The organism is Ruegeria sp. C6, from assembly GCF_056537625.1.
This window is the reverse complement of sequence record NZ_JBQFRW010000002.1, coordinates 271,292-290,632: the sequence shown is the minus strand read 5'-3', so window position 1 is coordinate 290,632 and position 19,341 is coordinate 271,292. Positions and strand designations below refer to the sequence as shown.

Sequence of the window (19,341 nt, the reverse complement as noted above, 5' to 3'; positions counted from 1 at the left end):
TGCCCCAAGGGCTTGTCACACTTTGATTCAATTGACGAATTTGGCCGGTTGTTTACCGAGCTGACGAAACCGGGTGCCCGGAAGTGCGGTACCGGTGGGTGAAACCCCTTTGCATCATCAGCGGCATGGCGGTTGCAATTTCCGCTTGGGAATGCGGCGGTATTTGAATTAGCGTCCCAAGTCAGGGGGATGGGACAGGGAGCCTACGCGCAATGCGCTGGAATGATCTGACACTTCGAACACAAGTTATGAGCATCGTGCTTATCAGCTGGACGATTGTCGGCGTGTTCTCGGTAGTCACCGACGTGGTCCAGATCCGAAACTCTCGCGCTGAAGAGATCCGAAACAGGGGCGATGCCTTTCTTGCGCAGGTGGTTTCAACCCTGGCCCGCGTGCCTCCTGACAGCCGCTCCGAAGCAGCGCTTGGTTTCTTTCCTGCAGAATGGAGTGTCAGGGTCGGCACGCAGGATGCAGCAACCACTTTGGCCAATGGCCGCGACCGCCCGAATCTGGCTAACTGGCTGACGGCGCGGCTGGAACACCGTGGGATCGCCGTCGCGGAACTGTCCGTGGCAGACACGGTCGTTGACGCCAAACACGACCAAAGCGCGCTGTTGCAACTGTTCAAGAGCCACTCGGGCGAACCTATCGATGCAGAAAGCGTTGACGCGTTTCTGGTGAGCGTTTTTTCGGTCCGGCTCAAGGATGATGACGAATGGCTGAACTGCTATTTGCTCATGAAAAACAAGAACATTGTACCTTTGGTCATCGTTGGCTCAATCGACAGTCTGGTCGCGCTTACCCTGCTTTGCGCACTTGCGTTTCTTATTCAGAAAGTGATGCGACCGCTGAGCGCGATGGCCGTCAATGCCGAGTTGATCGGCCGGGGTGAAGAAGTCGGCCCACTCGTCGAGGCGGGTGCCATTGATATCCGCCACACAATTATTGCGTTCAATCGCATGGAAGCCCGGATTGTTCTGGCGCTTGAGTACAAGACAACCTTGCTTCGTAGCCTCGGGCATGACCTGAAGGGACCGATTGCACGGATGCACGATGCGATCCAGAAATTGGAACCAACAGCACCCAAAGAGCAACTGCTCAAGCGGTTGGAAACCATCAGCGATATTGTAAACTCCGTCACCAACCTCAACCGCGAAACGCATCACGATGGAGAGCTTGCACGCCTGGATTTGCGCTCACTGGTTGAGGCGCTTGTAGATGAACAGGTTGAGGCGGGTCGCGATGTGACCTGCACAATCGAACAATCTGCGGTGGTCAAAGGAAGACATAACGCGCTTACCCGGGTTCTTAGAAACTTGTTGGAGAATGCGGTCAAATACGGGGGTCGAACAAATGTCTCTTTGACCGCGTCGAACGATATGGCCGCAATTCACATAGACGATGAAGGACCAGGTATCCCAGCCGAACAACTTGAAACAGCATTTGAGCCTTTCCAGAGACTTGGAGCCACCGAACCCGGCACAGGCCTCGGCCTTGCTATTGTCCGGGCGATTGTTGTCGATCAGGGGGGCACTGTTACGCTTGAAAACCGCCCTAGCGGGGGCCTTAGGGCTAATGTGCTTTTGCCGCTTGATTCCGGAGTTCAGCCTGGACGAAAGATGTAACCCTGCCCCCAGACCGTTCGAATATATTCCGGATTTGATGGATCGTTCTCGATCTTCGACCGCAACCGTTTGATCAGAGCATCAACGCTCCTGTCCCCTGCTCCGCCATGCTGCCGCGTTCGAGCGACGGCAAGTAGGTCTTCCCGGGTGCACAACACGTCCGGATTTTCAGCAAAAAACCGCATGACGCGCACTTCACTTGAGGTGAGGGTGATGAGCCGACCATCCTCGCTTTTGAGATGCCGCTCGTTTTCAACAAGCTCCCATTCTCCGAACCGGGTAACCCGGGATTTTCCCTGCGTTCCACCAGCACGCCTGCGCAGCACAGCACGCACGCGCGCGAGGAGTTCCAACTCGTTGAATGGTTTAATGATGTAATCATCCGCGCCCAGTTCCAGCAGGGAAATCCGCTCGGCGTCGTCATCAATCGAACTGATCATGATGATCCCGGCATCTATGCGCGAAGCGATCTCGTGACATAACACCTTACCACTAGTTCCTGGCATCACGAGGTCCAGCAGAAACAAGCTGTAGGTTTCATCAGCCATCATCAACCGCGCAGCGGGTACATCTTGCGCGTGTTCGATTTTGTACCCTTTGTCAGTCAGAAATGCACAAACACCCTGAGCAAACTCGATGTCATCGTCACAAATCAGAATGTGCTCATCATAGCCAGCGGATTGATCCGCGACGTCTTGCATAGCTCTTCTCCTCGGGACGATGCCTGTCGTTACGATAACAACATTTGCTATTCGAAGCTGTCAATGTTGCAGAGAACGATCAAACTGTCCGGTACGCAGCGACCGCAATCGCCACTCATGGCTAAACCAGACAATCATCCACCGGGGCATTCCGGACGATTGAATAATTTGTCACTCCAAACAGCAAATTCCTCCAACTTCCGCCACCTTCCGCAGGTGGCTGCGTGCAACAAAACAATCTTCGTCAGAGACTTGGTAGCAGGCCTTGTATTTGGTGTATCGCGTGCGCCCCGACTTAAGTGCAGTTTTGATCACGACAGTAGGCTCTGAACAAGATTTGGGTGCTTCTGAAACCCTTAAACGTTACTGCTGCATCCACGCTACGAAAGAGGCTCCAAGTCCGACAGAGTAATATCGTAGTCAGTTTCCACCAGGGCTATCTACGGCCTTGCGGAAATCCGGCTTAGATTGCTTCGATTGTCTCCAGCCAGCGCAGCAGCGCCACCGTGGTTTGCTGCGGTTGTTCCAGAGTTGGCAAATGGCCCGCGTGTTCGATGACTTCCAACCGGCTTTGCGGCAACAGGTCATGCATCAATTCGTGGCGTTCGACTGGGCATAACGCATCATGACGGCCGCAAAGGACCAGCGCAGATCCCTTGTAAGCGCGCAATGTGTGACTTTGGTCCGGGCGATCTCGTAGGGCTTTGGATTGATTAACAAAAATCTCCGGCCCCAAGGCCATAGCCATATCCATGCATAGGTCCAGAATTGCCTGTCGATCAGGGCCATCGGTCAGATAGTTGGGCTTCATTTCCTCGGCCATCACATCGCGTAGCCGACCGTTTTTAACCGCCTCTATCTGGGGCTCACGCCTTACCTTAACCTGATCCGCCTCTGCCAGCGGGTTGGTGTCCATCAACGCCATCCCCGCTACACGCCCCGGTGCTTGCCGCAGTATTTCCATCGCGACAATGCCTCCCATGGAAAGACCTGCCAATGCGAACCGGTCGGGCGCATGACTTATAACCTCGGCGGCCAAAGCCTGCATCGTATCATGCGCACCAATGGGGGCGACAAATATCGGATATCTGCCAGACAATGCACCAATTTGCGGCGAGAATAGCCGAGCATCGCACATCATGCCCGGCAAAAGGACAAGTGGTGTCATTTGACCAGAGCAGCCCCTTCGGCCAGCGCGCCCAGTTTGGCATAGGCGATATCAGGATCGACAGCGCCAAACCCCGCAAAAGTGCCAAAACCGCAATCCGATCCGCCAATCACCCGCTCCGCTCCCACGATGTTCACGAACCGCTCAAGACGTTGCACGACCAATTCAGGGTGTTCGACAAAGTTCGTGGTGGTATCGACCACGCCCGGCACAAGTACCTTGTCATCCGGTATCTCGGACTTGCGTTCGCGGAACACTGTCCACTCATGTGCATGGCGCGGGTTCGAGGTTTCAAACAGCACATAGCGCGACTTGGTTGACATCAAAGTCGAGAACACCTTGTCCATTCCGATATCGCAGCAATGCGGACCTTCGTAATTGCCCCAGCAGATGTGAACCCGAACCTTGTCGGCGGGCACATCCTGCAATGCATGGTTCAGCGCTTCGACATGCATTTCGGCAATATTAACAAATTCCTCGTCAGAAAGATCGGTGAACAGCATATGGCGCGACAGGGCAAGATCGGGACAATCCAATTGAATATCCAGGCCCGCCGCGACGATGGTTTCATATTCGGATTTCATCGCATCGGCCAGCGCGGCCAGATACGCCTCGCGCGTCGGGTAATAGTCGTTCTGCAGAAAAAGAGAGATCACACCCGGGCTGGCAGCATTCATAAATCCGCGCTCAATCCCGTGCTCAGCCATGGCTCTTTTGAGGTTGTCGATATCCTTCTGCAACTCGCCCTGCCCTTTCGAGCGCACGTCGCCTACGCACATGGGCCGCGCGTATTGCGGAGTTCCGCCATCATTCGCCAAACGTTGAAGAAAGCCCGGAAACATCTTCAGATCAGCCGGAGCGTTGCGCGGGCTGTCGCCTGCAAACCCGGTGTAGCGGTCCTTGACGTAGGTCGCGTAAGAGATTTTCGAAGTCTCGCCATCTGATACAATATCGATCCCCGCTGCAGCCTGTTTGCCTACGGTCTCGGACACCGCGTTCGTCATGCAGGCATCAAAATCTGTCTGATCGAACGGTTCCTCCCGCTCACGCGCGAAGATGAAATCGACGACTTCCTGACTACGCGGCAGACTTCCCACATGGGTGGTTGAAATTCGGGTCATCTTGTCATCTCCAATTCAATTACTTCCCTGTGCCGAATCCAAAGTGAAGCACGGGTCACATACTGCGCGCCCCGAAAAAGATCGGAGCGCGCAACTTTGCCTTTATGCTCCGGTCCAGGTAGCACCGGCGGGATCGTCAGTTGCCATGATACGATACAGACCGGCCTCTCCGGTCATTGAGGGCACGATACTGTAGCTTTCACCTGACAGAACCAGCGCTGTATCGCCTGCGGACAAAGTTGTTTCATAGCCATCGACTGTAATCCGCCAATGACCACTCGCAGGCATGAGGACGACGGGCATATGCGCCGCGACGGGTTCGTTCAAACAAGAGCCGCGTCCGAGGAAATCGACCTCAAACCCCGGCTTATCCTTGATCAGGGCATCTTCGCCAATCACTTTGGCTGGCTTGTTAGCGGAAAGCGCCATCAGATCCCAATAGCGTGCCACATATTTGCCGATAACATTTTCGACCGGAACTTCCGGATAGCTCTTAAGCTCTTCTTCGGTCAGCAGCGGCATGGGGCGCACGTTGTGGGGTAGTTCCTGACCCTTCTTGCTGTCATACAGCACGCCATTGTCGCCCAGCATCAGCCCATGCGCCTGCGCGTCTTCGATCACCTGTGGTGCCCAGGTGACACCGCCACCCGCATCATCGCCGCCCAGGATCGACATGATCATCCCATAATCCTGCCCGACATTTTCGAAACCGCGAAAGATGCCAGTTGGAATGTTAAATATGTCACCTTCCTCGGCAATAAACTCACCCGCAGTGCCATAGCGACCCCAGAAGAACCGCCAACGTCCTTTGGCGACAAAGAACACCTCGGCCGTGGTGTGGCTGTGCAGCGAATTCCGGCATTTCGGAGGTTGCCCCGCCGCGCCAATATTGAAGCCGATTTTGTCGGTGATGTGGACATGCTGATCGGGGCTTTCGGATACGCCACCGCCTACGATGGTAAAGTTTTCCTTCTGGTCCGAACCGGGCGTGTGCGCGTCAATAAATGCGGTTTTACAAGGCTGCAGTTCGCCGTAGCGGACAATGCGTTGTTGGATCGTGCTCATAATAGTCTCCGTTCATTGAATTGGTACAAGAGGTCTCGATCCTCATGCACCCGGAGGGCGATTATTCAGCCGCCGCGCCCGCAAGGACGCCCGGTGGCCGTGGTACCGCCGGGTTCCTTCACTGGCATCCAATGCGACGCGCGTTCGAGACATCAGAGATCCCCGGTTTCCAACAGAAGCTGTTTCCAGACCGCGGTTTCATCGAACAAGGTCCATTCGCGTCGCAGCCTGATGTAGCCTCCAATCAACTCGCCCCATTCGGCATGGCTGATCCCCAACACATACAACTCAGCGCCTGTGGGTTTGCCGAACACGCCCCAACCGTCATGCTTGCCATGCAAGCTCCAGCGCAGGGCCGAGCGGGGCGGCATATTCGGATCATCGCGCCCGATCTGATGATGGATGGTGAAGGTTGCGCTTGGCATGGCGGCACGCAAAGACATCCAGAACCGATCAACCGAATCCCAGCCATGGCCCGTGACACCGCCGGGATATTCGGTCTGCACGCCTCGGTCATACTCTCGTTCAATCGCGCCCATATCTGCATTCATTATCCGTGTCAGCAGATCCGCGTGGCGGTGTCCCCATTCATTGTCATTGCCGTACCCCTTGTAGGGGCCTTCGATGTCGTTGTTGGGTGACAGAGGCTTCACACTGGCCTCGGCCCCACCTTCACGCGCTATCAGATCGGCGGCATATTCCTTGGGATCCCAGCCCATTTGCCGAACAATCGCACCCTGATCTCGGATCAGCCATTCGTCATCGATCATGTTGTCGATGGCGTGGCAGTCGGCCAGAATTCGGTATCGCAAGCGTGTTCCGGTGGCTTTGCCATAGACACCATTGCCCCGGTGCGTGGCGGTCGACAGGATACGATGCGAGCTCAGCATGCCTTCTTCCGGGGTGCCCGACCAGATCACATCCTCGCCCAGCAGCTGACGGTCGGGGAACTCGGCCAACGTGGCCATTGTTGCACCAATGACATTCTGGTTACCCAACACAACCGAACCGGGCGAGCGGACGACGATGTCTGGGCTGTAATATTGATGCAGAGTCGCAATGCCACGGTCTTCCCAAATCTCTTTGGTGATGCCGATGATATAGTCCGGGAAATCTTTGAATTTGGGATCAAATCCCTTCATGTCTTCCATCCTTCAGGTATGCGGGCGGAGCCGCGAACGATCAAAGGTCCGTCAATCTCGGTGCGGCGGGGCGCAGCAGCGGGATTTTCGATCTTGCTAAGTAGAATATCGACGGTTTCGGCAACCATCCGATTGGCAGGCTGACGAATAGTTGTCAGATTGTAGGCTGGCCAAGAGGCAACGGCGACATCGTCATATCCCAGAACCGAGACGTCGGCCGGAATTTGCAGGCCCAACTCGAACCGCAGCGTGTCCATCACAGAGATCGCCATGTGATCATTGGCCACGAACACAGCGTCCGGTGGATCGGACGCGAACATGCGTAGCGTTGCCTCACGCGCCTGTTCAGCGATGAAGTTCCCGGCTCCACGGGCGTGCAGTTTGACACCCGCCTCTTGCAGGGCCGCTACGAACCCCGCTTCGCGATCGCGCTGGGTCGAAGCGCCCTCCCACCCGGCGATATATCCGATCTTCTCATGACCGCCAGCCAGCAGAAACTCGGCTGCCTTTCGGCCACCGGCGACATTGTCGGATGTAACCGATGACATAGTGAGGTCATCCTGTGCCCGATTGAACAACACCATCGGTACGCCAACGGTCCGACAACGTTCATACAAGGTCGACGACAGGGCCACCGATGCCGCGATTATGCCGTCGACTTGAAAGTCGAGCAATTCCTCGACCACGCTATCTACGTTTTCGGCCTGGTTCGACGCCATGAATATCATCACATGGTAGCCGCGCTCCTGCAGCGAATTCGTCAACCTTTCCAGTGCTTCAGGATAAAACTGATTATTCAGATACGCCACAACAAGCCCAATGATCCGGCTTTTGCCGGACACTACGGCACGCGCAAGGACGTTCGGCCGATAGCCCAGTTGCTTGGCGGCCTGACGCACCTTTTCAATCGTCTTCGTCGAGGCTGAAGCCCCCGGAGTGAACACACGGCTAACGGCAGACTGACTGACCCCGGCGAGGCGGGCGACCTCCATGGATGTAACTTTTTGCGCCGCCATCAGTCTGCTGTCCAACCTCCGTCTATCATCAACGCGGTGCCCGTCACCAAAGCCGATGCATCCGAGGCAAGATAAACCACTGCCCCCATGATGTCTTCGATCTCGCCCGGGCGGCCCAACTTGATCTTGTCCAATATCCATGCGCGCTTGTCCGGGTCATCAAAAGTCGACTTGGTCAAATCGGTCAAAATAAAAGTTGGGCAGATCGTGTTGACCCGAATTTTTGCAGGACCGAACTCCAGCGCCATCGCCCTGGAAAAGCCTTCGACCGCGAATTTTGAAGCGCAATAGACTGCCCTTTCCCGCCCGCCTACATGGCCCATCTGGCTGGAGATGTTCATCAGCGATCCGGGGCGCCCAGCTTCTAACAGTCCTTTTGCCACCGCTTGGGTCAGAAAATAGGCCCCTCGGACATTGACATCCATTACCGCATCAAAATCCTCGGGCCGTGTGTCTACGGCCCTGCTGTGTCGGGCCAGACCGGCTGAGTTCAGCAGGATATCAAATGGCCCGTTTTGCGCCACAGCATCAGCAGTGCCTGCAACGTCAGAAACATCCAGTTCAAGTATATTCGCCAACCATCCCCGAGCGTTCATCTCTGTTGCCAGATCCTGCAACGCATCCTTGCGCCGCGCCGCCAGTGTCACTTCGGCACCATGCTCTGCCAGCGCTACGGCACAGGCCATGCCGATACCGGACGACGCGCCCGCGACCAATGCGCGTTTGCCGTTAAGATTGAAACTTGGGGTGCTGGGAAATTGGGACATATCAGACCTCGCCAACCGGAAATGGAATGCGGCCCGGAACGCGCGCCTTGTTGAACTCTCGCAAACGGGCAAAGACGTCAACACCCAGCTGGCGATAGGTATCCAGCAGATCAACCAGAACCCAGTTCTCGCGAATCTTGCCATTTTCAAGCCGCCAGAAATCGAGGCTGCGCAGCGTGATCTTCTTGCCCGACGGTGCGATCCCCATCCAGCCATCATTGGTGACAGTCTGGATCATGTTGGGCCAACCCGTAACAGCCGCATAGTCACCGTCGCCAAAGAAATGACAGGTGATGTCATCTACATCCTGCCCGCGATCCGGCATTGCGTTGAGGAATGGAATCTGATGCCAATTACGGAACCCCGCGATACCCCGCCCTGTGCCGATCCCCGAGGGGCCGTACCAGTTCATCCGAGGATGCCAGAACCGCTCCAACTCCATCACCTCCGGACCACCTTCTACGGGATGTTTGGTCAGATGATCCAGCATGTCGACAATGTGCTGGCAGGTCTCTTTGCCCTTGGCCTTGTCATACGGGCCGGGCACCAGCCCGTCCTGCGTCGCTGGTCCCGGAACATGCCATTCCCGCCCCAAACCGGGTGCCATGGGCCAGGCCTGCGCTTGCATCATCACTTCGGGGATATCCCAAAGCGCCTGCACCTCGGCGACTTTGCCATTTTCGATCCGGTAAAACTCGTGAAACCGCATGGTGACCTGATGGCCTGTCGGCGGAATCTCCAGCCATGGCCCCGCGAAAGTGCCGGTATAGTACCCGCCGCATCCAACCCAATCAGCCCCGAATTCATCAGGTCCAGCCATGACGATATAATCGCGGCGCTCAAGATCGGGCCATGCGGTCAGAAGATCGCGATAGCAACAATCGTAATAAGCACTACTCCCATTGGTGTCACCAAACGGATAGCTCAGATGGAACACAGCGTCGGGAGAACAAATCTGATCCAACGCCTGCCGGACACCGGCTTCGGTAAAGTCATACATCGCAGCCCTGATCTGTGCGATCAGGGTCTTGTGCTCAGTATGCCTGTCACTCATTCTGCGGCGTCCCTGTAAGGTGCAGGCGCGCCGTAGGGGACATTGATGCCGCCGTAACGCCGTACGCGGACGTTACATTGCTCGGCGTGCCCCACAAAACCTTCGAGCATACATAGGCGCGAGCCATATTCGCCGATCAAGGTTGCCGCCTCATCAGTCAGAACCTTTTGATAGCTATGTGTTTTCAGATATTTACCCACCCATAGACCACCAGTATAGCGGCCAGCTTTTTTGGTAGGTAGCGTGTGATTGGTGCCAATAACCTTATCACCGTTCGAGACATTGGTACGCGGTCCAAGGAACAATGCGCCATAACAAGTCATGTTCTCAAGGAACCAGTCGTCGCGATCGGTCATGACCTGCACATGTTCTGATGCAATGTCATCGGCGACCTGCAGCATCTCGTCATACGTGTCGCAGACGATCACTTCGCCATATTCCTCCCACGATACTTTTGCGGTGCCCGCTGTCGGTAGAATGCCCAGCAGCCGGTCGACCTCGGCCATCGTGTCCTCGGCCAGTTTGCGCGAGTTGGTCAGCAAAACGCAGGGGCTGTTATAACCATGTTCGGCCTGACCCAGAAGATCGGTCGCGCACAGCTCTGCGTCTGCGGCGGTCTCATCTGCGATTACCATGGTCTCGGTCGGGCCGGCGAACAGGTCGATACCGACGCGGCCGAAAAGCTGTCGCTTGGCTTCTGCGACAAACGCGTTGCCCGGACCGACAAGCATATGAACCGGATCAATCGTCTCGGTTCCCAACGCCATGGCGCCGATAGCCTGAATGCCGCCCATCACGTAAATCTCATGAGCCCCACCCAAATACATGGCGGCGATCACCGCTGCATTGGGTTTGCCCTGAAACGGAGGGGTGCAGGCGATGATGCGTGGTACGCCCGCCACCGAGGCCGTCGCCACCGACATATGTGCCGAGGCCACCATCGGGAATTTGCCACCGGGCACATAACAGCCCACCGATTGTACGGGGATGTTCTTGTGGCCCAAAATGACGCCCGGCAAAGTCTCAACTTCGATATCCAGCATCGAGTCGCGCTGAGCTTGTGCAAAGTTGCGCACTTGTTCCTGCGCGAATTTGATGTCCGCCAGCTCTCGATCCGTCAGCTGATTGATCAGGTCGTCGATCTGGTCTTGAGACAACCGAAACGATGCTGGCGAATAGTTATCGAACTTCTCGCTTAGCTCGCGTACCGCAGCATCGCCACGTGTTTCGATGTCTTTCAGTGTCGCTTCGACGACAGCGCGTGTTTTGGCGTCATCCTCGGCCCGGTCAGCATCGGACTTACCACGTTTCAGATACTCGATTGTCATTGTCCTAATCCTTAGTTTCAGGCCGGGGCGGAGACTTCTCACCCCGGTCAAATGCTTCCCAGCCTTCACCGTTAAACAGATCGACACCCAGCTGTGCCGCTACATGGGCGAAATCCACATTCACCCAATTGTCGACGATCTTGCCGTCGACCACTTTCCAGAAATCCATATATCGGATCTCGACCCGCTTTCCGGTGGGGGCGATCCCCAGGAACTCACCCGAATGGGTTGCTTCCTGTCGGCCAAACGCAGCCGCCCACTCGCCCATGTAAAGGCGCGCTTCGTCGATGCATGTCTTGTCCGAAAAAGCCGCCTGAAACGGGCGTTGCCAATTGTCCTGAAACTGTTTCAGGCCAGTTTTTGTGCCACAGCCCTGATTGCCCATCCAGCGGAAGCCTTCCGAGAAGAATTCGCCGATGTCATCGATACGGTGATCGTTCAGACCATCCACCATGGTTTCAATCACACGGCGGGTGTCTTCTGTTTTGTCGAGGTCCGTATCACGTGTCAGCACGGCCTGTTCCGGGCGGGAACCCTTCATCTTTCTCATCCTTGTATTGGTGCCAATAGAAATTCTGTCTTCATCGGGTAGCTCAATCAGCTGACAGAAAATCCCTCGGCATCCGGTTGAGCGCCGGGTGGCGGCCAACGGCGTTATGTCTTGCAGAGCTGCTCATGCGGCTTGCTCGGCGATGTCGGCAAAAAGGTCATATCCCAGCTGCAACAACACATGCGGGATGTCGACGAAAACCCAGTTTTCGACCAACAGATCGTCCTCTCGACGCCACCAGTCGCAGACCCGCATGAAGACGCGTTTTCCGCTTGAGGGCTGGTCGAGGAAGGGTTTCACCTGGACACCAGTCAAGGAAGGCCAGCCACCCGAGCATACGTAATTGCCTTCGCCGAAGCGGGTGAAATGCGCAGTCATGCCATTTCCCGCACTACCTCCGGACCAACCTTCGAAGGTGGCCTCGAAAGGCACCTGGAAGCTTGCAAAACTCTCGAGCCCGACGAAAGAACCGAAGGCGCCGGGGCCGTACCAGACCATGTTGTCATGCCAGAACGGGCGCCAGGCCTCGTTCTTGGTGGCAAGCTTGGCCAGCATTTCTGTGACCATACAATAGCTCTTGGCCCCCTCGACTGGGTCTTGCGGCGTGGTCAAGATGCCATCATGGCTTGCTGGACCCTGAATCATCCCGGTGAAGCCACGGGTCTTGCCCGGGCTATCGGTGATCGGCCATTGCCCTGCAGCCAGCATCAGTTCTGGGATATCGAAGAAGATATAGCTCTCCACCGCCTTGCCATCCTGCATGCGGTGGAACTCGCCGAAGCGCAGATAGGCAAGCTCACCTGTGGCGCGGATACCAAGCCAGTCGCGCGAGAACCGACCGACGAAATAGCCGGTGGCGCTGATCCAGCCCTGTCCTTCAAATACACCGGCCATGACGATATCATCGCGCCGAAAAAGCCCATCGAAGGAGGCTGCGAGCGGGGCGATGACGTGATCGTGCAGCCCGAGGCCACCCGCGACCTCGTTGAAAGGATGCACCACGTTGACATGTGCACCGGGGGCGAAGAATCCCTCATAGGCTGGCCGGAAATTGCCTGGATGGCGTTGCGCGGCGGTGAAATTCAGAAAGGGTTTACGGTCGAGGCGTTCCATTAACTTTGTCTCTATAGGATCTGTTCAAGGCGTCTGCGGAGAAACGCCCCGCAAGGCCCTGCGCGCATCAAAGCAAAAGGAATTCGCCCTGGTCGCCTTGCCCGGCACGCAGCCATATTCAGGCTGGCTGCGTGCGCATGGGCAAATACGGACTGAGGATGCGTGCGTCCCATCAGCGTCAGCCTTTCACAGCCCCGGCGGTCAAACCGCCCACAATCTGACGCTGGAAGAACATCACCAAGATGAACAGCGGAACCGTCGCAGAAACCACGGCCGCAACGGCGAACATTACGTTGCCCTCGGTTTGCGTTGTACCAAGGAACGCGGCGATGGCTGGAACCATTGTGCGGTTGCTTTCTGACAACAGCATCGCCCCAACGGCAAAGTCGTTATAGGCCAGAAGAAACGAGAACAGCCCCGTGGTGATCACACCCGGCCACATCACCGGAATGATCACACGGCGGAAGGCCTGAAACTGGTTGCAGCCGTCGACCTTTGCGCTTTCGTCAAGCTCGCTGGGGATGTTCTTGAAGAAGGCGTGTAGCATCCACAGGGTGAACGGCTGGTTGATCGCGACAAGTACGATAATTGTCGTCGGAAGTATCCCCCAGATATTCCATTCAAAGAAGGGCAACAGATAACCCGAAACCAACGTGATCGGCGGCATTGCGCGGAAGATCAGCGCCGTGATCAAAAGCCAGAATGTGTAGTTATAGCTCGAGCGCGAAAGCGCATAGCCCCCCAGCGTTCCGATGGTCAGCGAGATGGCGACCACAAAGACGCAAACGATCCCCGTGTTCAGAACATTCCGCCAAAATTCTTCCTGAATCCAAGCCCCTTCGTAACCGGTGGTGGTAAAGGGTGAGCCATAAACTGCCTCGGTCCGCGCGCCGGTTAGTGCGTTCGTCCAATCGGCGATCGAGAAGAAATCCAGCTCTACCTTGAACGACCCCCAAACCGTCCAGAGGAACGGGAAAGCGGCCAGGATGAACCAAAGGATCACAAAAAGCGACGAAGCAATCCGAAGGCTTTTGGGCATTCTTTGCGCACGGCTGGCCATGTTATCTAGCTCCTTTGAAGTCACGCCAGGTGCGGACAAGCACGGGCGACAACAGAATGGCGACCCCGATAATCGTGATCACAGACGTAGCGGCTGCAGAGGACAGTTGTCGCGTTTCACCGCCGAGGTCGTTGAAGATGAAAGTGCTGAGCGATTGCGCATGGGCACCGGCGCTGAAACCAATAATCGGTTCAAACACCTTGAAATTATCCATCAACTGGATCAGCGCAACAAACGTAACCAGTGGCATGAGATGGGGAACAACCACGAATTTGACCTGTTGCCAGCGGGTTGCCCCATCGATCTGGGCCGCCTCGATCTGATCTTTGGGCAAAGTTTGCAAACCGGCATAGAACACCACGAAGGCAAAGGGGGCCGAACTCCAGACGCCATAAACCATCAGCGCCACCCACATCAGCCCGGTCGAAGCCTTTAGACTGAAATCCGGATCTCCGGCCAAGTTTACAAGGGCGTTGCCGATGACGCCACGACTGTCAATCATCCAAAACAGAATGAGCGAGCCGATCAGCGGTGTCACAATCATGGGCAAGAGCGAGAAGAAGATCATCAAACCCTTGAGGTGCCGGTGCAGTGAGTTCACCGCCAGCGCAATCACCAGCCCCAGAATGATCGTGAGGGGTGTCACAATGAATGTGAAGGTCAGCGTAAAGGCCATGGCCCGATAGAAGGGCAAGTTTCCGACCTCTGAGAAAAGGTCACCCCACGTGTCACTCGCCGCCCAGATTTCGCCAACCTCCTGTATCGCCAGGTGGCCGCGATCAAAGTAGATATCCAGCCCGACAAATCTGCCCAATGGTTGTTCGGCACGAAGCGCTGCGGTGGCTTCCTGATCGATGGTGGTCTCGGTTGTGCACCCGACAAGCGGAGTACAGTTTTCGACTTCCACCAGAACCGCCGGGTGTGGGGCGTAAATGGATTGGATCACCACCGAGACGATGGGCATTGCAATGAACAGCAGCATTGCAAGTCCTGTGGGCAGGAAAAACCAAAGGAATGTCTTATGGCGCATGTCGCAATTCCCGTGTCGGCTTGATTGGGCGGGTGCCCGAATTGGGCACCCGCGAGGGGCGTTTTACTGTAGGAAGCCCTGTTCGATTGCCGCGGCGCGATAGGCGGCCTCGACATCGGCCAGCGCCTGTTCAGCGCTTTCCTTGCCCTGCATGAAATCGGCAAGTTCATTGCCAAGTGCACTGTGCATCAAACCCATGTAGGGCAGCATCGGATAAGGCGTCGTGCCCATTTTGGCAGCGTCAAATACACCCTGCGCGTCGTCTGCGGGTTCGTACCCTTCGATCAACCAGACTGCCAGCGGCGTGGTTTCATCGTTCAACATTTCGGGGCGGACGCCATGCGTCATCGCGACAAAAGTCGCCTCAGCCTCTTCATCCGAGATGTTCTTGCCGACGGTCCATCCGTCCCACCAAAGGGTCGAGGCCGGAGTCGTGCCGCCACCCACGGTCAGCGGCGCTGCAATGGCATGGCCATCGATTACTTCCTGCAAGACACCTTCGGTTGTGGTCTGCTGTGACGCCCGTGACCCCCACATATTCATGATCGCCACATTGCCCGCGCGGTATTCCGCGTTGGTGGCATTGGAATCATGGGTCAGAAAGTCGGGGTTCATATACTCGGACAAAGCCTTCATCATGTTCAGCGCTTTGACACCGGCCTCGGTATTGACGTTGGGCTCTGCGCTGCCGGGCTTGAAATGAGTACCTCCATAGCCAAGGAACATGTTGTTGAATTCCTGCGCCAGATTCCATCCCGCAGCATAAGCACCGCCAACCGGGTTTTGCATTATGCCCTGCGCGCGAATGGCTTCGGCCGCTTCGAGCAGTTCTTCATACGTGGTCGGCACTTCGACGCCTGCCTGTTCCAGAACGTCCTTGCGGTACATCAGGTGCTGAGCGTTGGCCATGAAGGCGATGGCCATGATGTCATCGCCGATCTTGATTAACTGTCCCGGCTGCAGGTTCTGACCATGTTTTTCGACCAGGTCATTGAGCGGTCGGATGACGTCTTCATTCATCAACGCCACAATCGAACTGTTGGCGATGATGGCTGAGGTGTATTCCGACGGATTGCCCGACAGACCGGCCACGTTGATGGTTTGGTGTTCGGATGTCAGGTTGGACTCAACAGATGCGCCCGTGCATTCCTTTGCGGCAGCGGCCACAGCCTGAATGGCGGCAAACTCGTTGCCGACGATGTTGACCCGATCCGTGATCTCGCAGGCATAACCCGCGCTCGCAGCAAAGGCGGTCAGTGACCCGGCCAATGCGATTTTCTTTAGAAACATTTTGATTCCTCCCTAGGTGATTGGGTGCATCTTCGAAGCCTGCACCCGAGATTGTCCCGTCATTGCGGGATTGGTTTTCGTCTCTCAGATCTCAAGGCGCGCGCCGGTTTGCGCATCGAACAAGTGACAGTGATCGGTATGGATATGAATCGACACCTGATCGTCGATTTCAGCACGATAGGTTTTGTCGGCCTTGACCGAGACCAGCGCTCCGCCGATCCGAACCGAGACCATGGTGCTGTCGCCCAGCAATTCCTGCGTATAGATGGGCGCGTTAATCTCGCCCCCGCTTTCTACGACATTGGCGTCCTCGGCGCGGAAACCCAAAGTTATTGGGCCATCCGGAGCATTCAGACCATGCACTTCGGTATTCTGCGCGCGGAACACACCGCCCTGAACATCGCCATCAACCAGGTTCATCGCCGGGTTGCCGATAAAGCTGGCGACAAACGTGTTCGCAGGCTCGTCGTAGATCGCCGTCGGAGAGCCAACCTGTTGGACAACACCCTGCTTCATGATCACCACGCGATCGGCCAGTGTCATCGCCTCGATCTGGTCATGTGTCACATAAATCGTAGTCACGGCTAGTTCATGGCTGAGGTTCTTGATCTGCGCGCGTGTCGAAACACGCAGTTTTGCGTCAAGGTTGGACAACGGCTCATCCATCAGGAACACGTTGGGCTCGCGTACAATCGCACGCGCCAGAGCCACCCGTTGACGTTGCCCACCTGACAGCTCTGCCGGCTTACGATGCAGAAAGTCGTCCAACTCTACCATCGCCGACGCACGGCGCACTTTTTCGTCATGGGTGGAAGCGTCGATGCCACGTACCCTCAGCGGGAAACGAATGTTCTCGTAGACGTTCATGTTCGGATACAATGCGTAAGACTGGAACACCATCGCGACGTCGCGGTCTTTTGGCTCCATATCGTTGACGCGGGTACCGTCGATCAGAATATCACCCTCGCTTGCGTCTTCCAAACCTGCGATCATGCGCATCGTCGTGGTCTTGCCACAACCCGACGGGCCGAGAAGCACCAGAAATTCCTTGTCGGATATTGTCAGGTCGAAATTGTCCACTCCAACAAACGAACCCCAACGTTTTCCAACATTGCGCAGTTGAATCTCGGCCATACTGTCCTCCCAGTTGCACCTGAGTGCATACGTTTGCAAAAGCATAGACATCCAAAGGAACATCTGGCAAGTATTTTTTGCAAGCGAATGCAAAAGCGCCCGCAATCTTGCTAAAGACTGACGCTTCCCTCCGGGCAAAGCATTGAAAGTAAAAGATATGTCTTACGAAGCTGAGAAAGAAATTGTCCTGAACTTCTACAAAGCTCTGAGCGATGCAGAGGAATCAGCCCACTCTGATGTGATCGCTGAGTATTGCGCCGAGGACCTCCTGTGGCGCGGCTTTCACCCGTTCAACGAGCTGCGTGGCGCTAGCAACGTGGCGCAAAAATTCTGGCAGCCGCTGAATCACAGCCTAACTAACTTGCAGCGTCGGATGGACGTGTTCATGGCTGGTCAAAATGAAATCGACGGGTTCAATTCAGTCTGGGTTGTTTCGATGGGCCATCTCATGGGGCTGTTAGACAAGGACTGGCTGGGCATTGCGCCAACCGGAAAAATGGCCTTGCTGCGCTATTGCGAGTTCAACAGGATTGAGCACGGTAAGATTGTCGAAACCGCGATGTATTTCGACATCCCGCATTTCATGATTCAGGCCGGGTTGCAGCCCTTCCCGCCGCAGACCGCCGCACAACTTGTCCAGCCCGGGCCCATGACCCATGACGGCCTGATGTTCACGCCTCAACCCGCCGAAGACGGCCAAAAGACATTGGCCGCTATCAACGCGATGATCTCCGATCTTGGGCGGTGGGACAGCGGGCTCAGCCTTGAAGATGAGTTGCGCCGCACATGGTGCGAAGACATGATCTGGTGGGGGCCATCCGGTATCGGTGCGACCTACACAATCGAACGTTACGCCAAACAACACGCTGGCCCGTTCCGTGCTGGGTTTGCCGACCGGTCAAAAACCAACCATATCTGCCGCATGGCCGAGGGCCGCTATGGCGGCTTTTTTGGCTGGCCGAACTTTACCGCCCGACCAACCGGCGGGTTCATGGGGATGCCTGCCACTGACAAAGCCGGTGAGTTCCGGGTGATAGACATTTATCGTCGCAAAGGTGATAAACTGGCCGAGAACTGGATTTTCATCGATCTGCTTCATTTCTGGAAGCAACAGGGTGTCGATATTCTGGACCGCATGGCGCGAGTGGGCCTTTAGATCATGGCCAGACCCGTCATGTTGGTCGGAATACGGTAAACGGACGTGCAGGCAGTGATGTACAGCATGCTGAACCCGGCCCCACCAAAGCAGAAGTTGGTAGATTTCTGCGGCGTCAGAATGACACCAAGGCAGTGCGCTTGGGCATCAAACAGATGTACACCGCCGGGACCATTGCACAAGATCTGGCCGTCGCGGGTGCACTTCATACCGTCCGGTACCCCTTCCCCATCGCCAACAACATCGGCCCAGACCACCCCACCGGTCAGTGAGCCATCAGCGGCGACATCAAAGATGCGGATATGGCCACCCCAACTGTCATTGACAAACAGCCTTGTTTCGTCAGCTGACAAACACAACCCGTTGGGTTGCTGAAAATCATCCGCGACAAGGTGTAACGTGCCGTCGGTATCCAGCCGGAACACGCCTTGCACCGGCAGTTCCTGCTCTCTCAGAATGCCAAGATCCTCTCGGATACGACCAAAACTGGGATCAGTGAACCAAATCCGACCGTGCGAGTCGCAGATAACATCGTTGGGGCTGTTGAGTTCTTTGCCATCAAAATGCGTGGCGATCGAAGTAACCCGCTTGCCGCCGTGATCATGGCGTACCAAATGCGAACTGGCGTGCTCGCAAGAGATCACTGCCCCGCTTTTGTCGAAGCAGTTTCCGTTTGCTTGGTTGGATGGGGTGCGAAAAACGCGAACTCCCTCACCCTCGCTCCACTTGTATTGATGGCTCTCCTGAATGTCCGAGAATACCAGCCAATGCTCTTCGGGGTGCCATATTGGTCCTTCGGTAAACCCCAGACCGCTAGCGATTTCTTCTAGTTGAGCGTCAGGGTGCACCAGATCTGTGAAGCGTTTGGAACGGATATCGAATACCATGAGAACACCTTTTCAGAGTTGCGCCTGCCAACACTACCGGCAAGCCTCGACAAGAACAGCGTTTCGGGTGAAAACGCAATAACGACTGTTCGATAGTCTGGCCCTGCCAACGTCAATGCTCTACGCTATGGCCG

At 56.0% G+C, this 19,341-nt stretch carries 18 protein-coding genes; 2 read left to right on the top strand and 16 right to left on the bottom strand.

The features are described 5' to 3' along the window. The first annotated feature begins 212 nt into the window (after window positions 1–212). On the top strand, window positions 213–1,625 hold the full coding sequence (locus tag ACR0MJ_RS08990) for a sensor histidine kinase (RefSeq protein ID WP_480760685.1): 1,413 nt from the start codon (window positions 213–215) through the stop codon (window positions 1,623–1,625). Here ACR0MJ_RS08990 and ACR0MJ_RS08985 read toward each other — a convergent pair. From ACR0MJ_RS08985 to ACR0MJ_RS08915, 15 genes are all read right to left on the bottom strand, one after another. Beyond that, on the bottom strand, window positions 1,604–2,326 hold the full coding sequence (locus tag ACR0MJ_RS08985) for a response regulator (protein WP_170561885.1): 723 nt from the start codon (window positions 2,324–2,326) through the stop codon (window positions 1,604–1,606). The genes ACR0MJ_RS08990 and ACR0MJ_RS08985 overlap by 22 nt on opposite strands. Before the next feature lie 463 nt (window positions 2,327–2,789). Then, a complete protein-coding gene (locus ACR0MJ_RS08980) occupies window positions 2,790–3,494 on the bottom strand; it encodes an alpha/beta fold hydrolase (RefSeq protein ID WP_480760681.1) in 705 nt (234 codons plus the stop codon). Further along, complete coding sequence (locus ACR0MJ_RS08975; RefSeq protein WP_480760678.1) at window positions 3,491–4,615, bottom strand: cobalamin-independent methionine synthase II family protein; 1,125 nt, start codon at window positions 4,613–4,615, stop codon at window positions 3,491–3,493. Before ACR0MJ_RS08975 ends, ACR0MJ_RS08980 begins: the two co-directional genes overlap by 4 nt. Before the next feature lie 102 nt (window positions 4,616–4,717). Then, complete coding sequence (locus tag ACR0MJ_RS08970; RefSeq protein ID WP_480568280.1) at window positions 4,718–5,680, bottom strand: cupin domain-containing protein; 963 nt, start codon at window positions 5,678–5,680, stop codon at window positions 4,718–4,720. 152 nt (window positions 5,681–5,832) lie between these two features. Continuing rightward, window positions 5,833–6,822: a nuclear transport factor 2 family protein gene (locus tag ACR0MJ_RS08965; RefSeq protein WP_480760675.1), complete on the bottom strand. Its 990-nt coding sequence runs from the start codon at window positions 6,820–6,822 to the stop codon at window positions 5,833–5,835. Continuing rightward, the gene (locus tag ACR0MJ_RS08960; protein WP_480760673.1) at window positions 6,819–7,838 is read right to left on the bottom strand and encodes a LacI family DNA-binding transcriptional regulator; all 1,020 of its coding nucleotides are present in this window, start codon (window positions 7,836–7,838) and stop codon (window positions 6,819–6,821) included. The genes ACR0MJ_RS08965 and ACR0MJ_RS08960 overlap by 4 nt, the downstream gene beginning before the upstream one ends. Continuing rightward, the gene (locus ACR0MJ_RS08955; RefSeq protein WP_480760671.1) at window positions 7,838–8,605 is read right to left on the bottom strand and encodes an SDR family NAD(P)-dependent oxidoreductase; all 768 of its coding nucleotides are present in this window, start codon (window positions 8,603–8,605) and stop codon (window positions 7,838–7,840) included. The genes ACR0MJ_RS08960 and ACR0MJ_RS08955 overlap by 1 nt, the downstream gene beginning before the upstream one ends. 1 nt (window position 8,606) lies before the next feature. Further along, window positions 8,607–9,659, bottom strand: a complete 1,053-nt coding sequence (locus ACR0MJ_RS08950; RefSeq protein WP_480751483.1) for an ester cyclase — start codon at window positions 9,657–9,659, stop codon at window positions 8,607–8,609. Continuing rightward, entirely contained in the window at window positions 9,656–10,987 is a 1,332-nt protein-coding gene (gene hisD, locus ACR0MJ_RS08945) for a histidinol dehydrogenase (protein ID WP_170394087.1), read from the bottom strand. Before hisD ends, ACR0MJ_RS08950 begins: the two co-directional genes overlap by 4 nt. A gap of 4 nt (window positions 10,988–10,991) precedes the next feature. Further along, window positions 10,992–11,528 (bottom strand): ester cyclase, encoded by a 537-nt coding sequence (locus ACR0MJ_RS08940; protein ID WP_170407056.1) that lies wholly within the window; start codon window positions 11,526–11,528, stop codon window positions 10,992–10,994. Window positions 11,529–11,660: 132 nt separating this feature from the next. After that, the gene (locus tag ACR0MJ_RS08935) at window positions 11,661–12,650 is read right to left on the bottom strand and encodes a nuclear transport factor 2 family protein (RefSeq protein WP_480760670.1); all 990 of its coding nucleotides are present in this window, start codon (window positions 12,648–12,650) and stop codon (window positions 11,661–11,663) included. 178 nt (window positions 12,651–12,828) lie between these two features. Continuing rightward, complete coding sequence (locus ACR0MJ_RS08930; RefSeq protein WP_170394093.1) at window positions 12,829–13,710, bottom strand: carbohydrate ABC transporter permease; 882 nt, start codon at window positions 13,708–13,710, stop codon at window positions 12,829–12,831. A 1-nt stretch (window position 13,711) separates the two neighbouring features. Beyond that, on the bottom strand, window positions 13,712–14,740 hold the full coding sequence (locus tag ACR0MJ_RS08925; protein WP_170394095.1) for a carbohydrate ABC transporter permease: 1,029 nt from the start codon (window positions 14,738–14,740) through the stop codon (window positions 13,712–13,714). Window positions 14,741–14,803: 63 nt separating this feature from the next. After that, on the bottom strand, window positions 14,804–16,030 hold the full coding sequence (locus tag ACR0MJ_RS08920; protein WP_170394097.1) for an extracellular solute-binding protein: 1,227 nt from the start codon (window positions 16,028–16,030) through the stop codon (window positions 14,804–14,806). Window positions 16,031–16,114: 84 nt separating this feature from the next. Next, window positions 16,115–17,164 (bottom strand): ABC transporter ATP-binding protein, encoded by a 1,050-nt coding sequence (locus ACR0MJ_RS08915; protein ID WP_170394099.1) that lies wholly within the window; start codon window positions 17,162–17,164, stop codon window positions 16,115–16,117. A gap of 157 nt (window positions 17,165–17,321) precedes the next feature. Between ACR0MJ_RS08915 and ACR0MJ_RS08910 the strand changes: the two genes are divergently transcribed. After that, window positions 17,322–18,320 (top strand): ester cyclase, encoded by a 999-nt coding sequence (locus ACR0MJ_RS08910; RefSeq protein ID WP_480760668.1) that lies wholly within the window; start codon window positions 17,322–17,324, stop codon window positions 18,318–18,320. Here the strand turns inward: ACR0MJ_RS08910 and ACR0MJ_RS08905 are convergent. Next, on the bottom strand, window positions 18,317–19,207 hold the full coding sequence (locus ACR0MJ_RS08905) for an SMP-30/gluconolactonase/LRE family protein (RefSeq protein ID WP_480760665.1): 891 nt from the start codon (window positions 19,205–19,207) through the stop codon (window positions 18,317–18,319). The two genes, ACR0MJ_RS08910 and ACR0MJ_RS08905, sit on opposite strands and share 4 nt — an antisense overlap. Window positions 19,208–19,341: the final 134 nt, after the last annotated feature.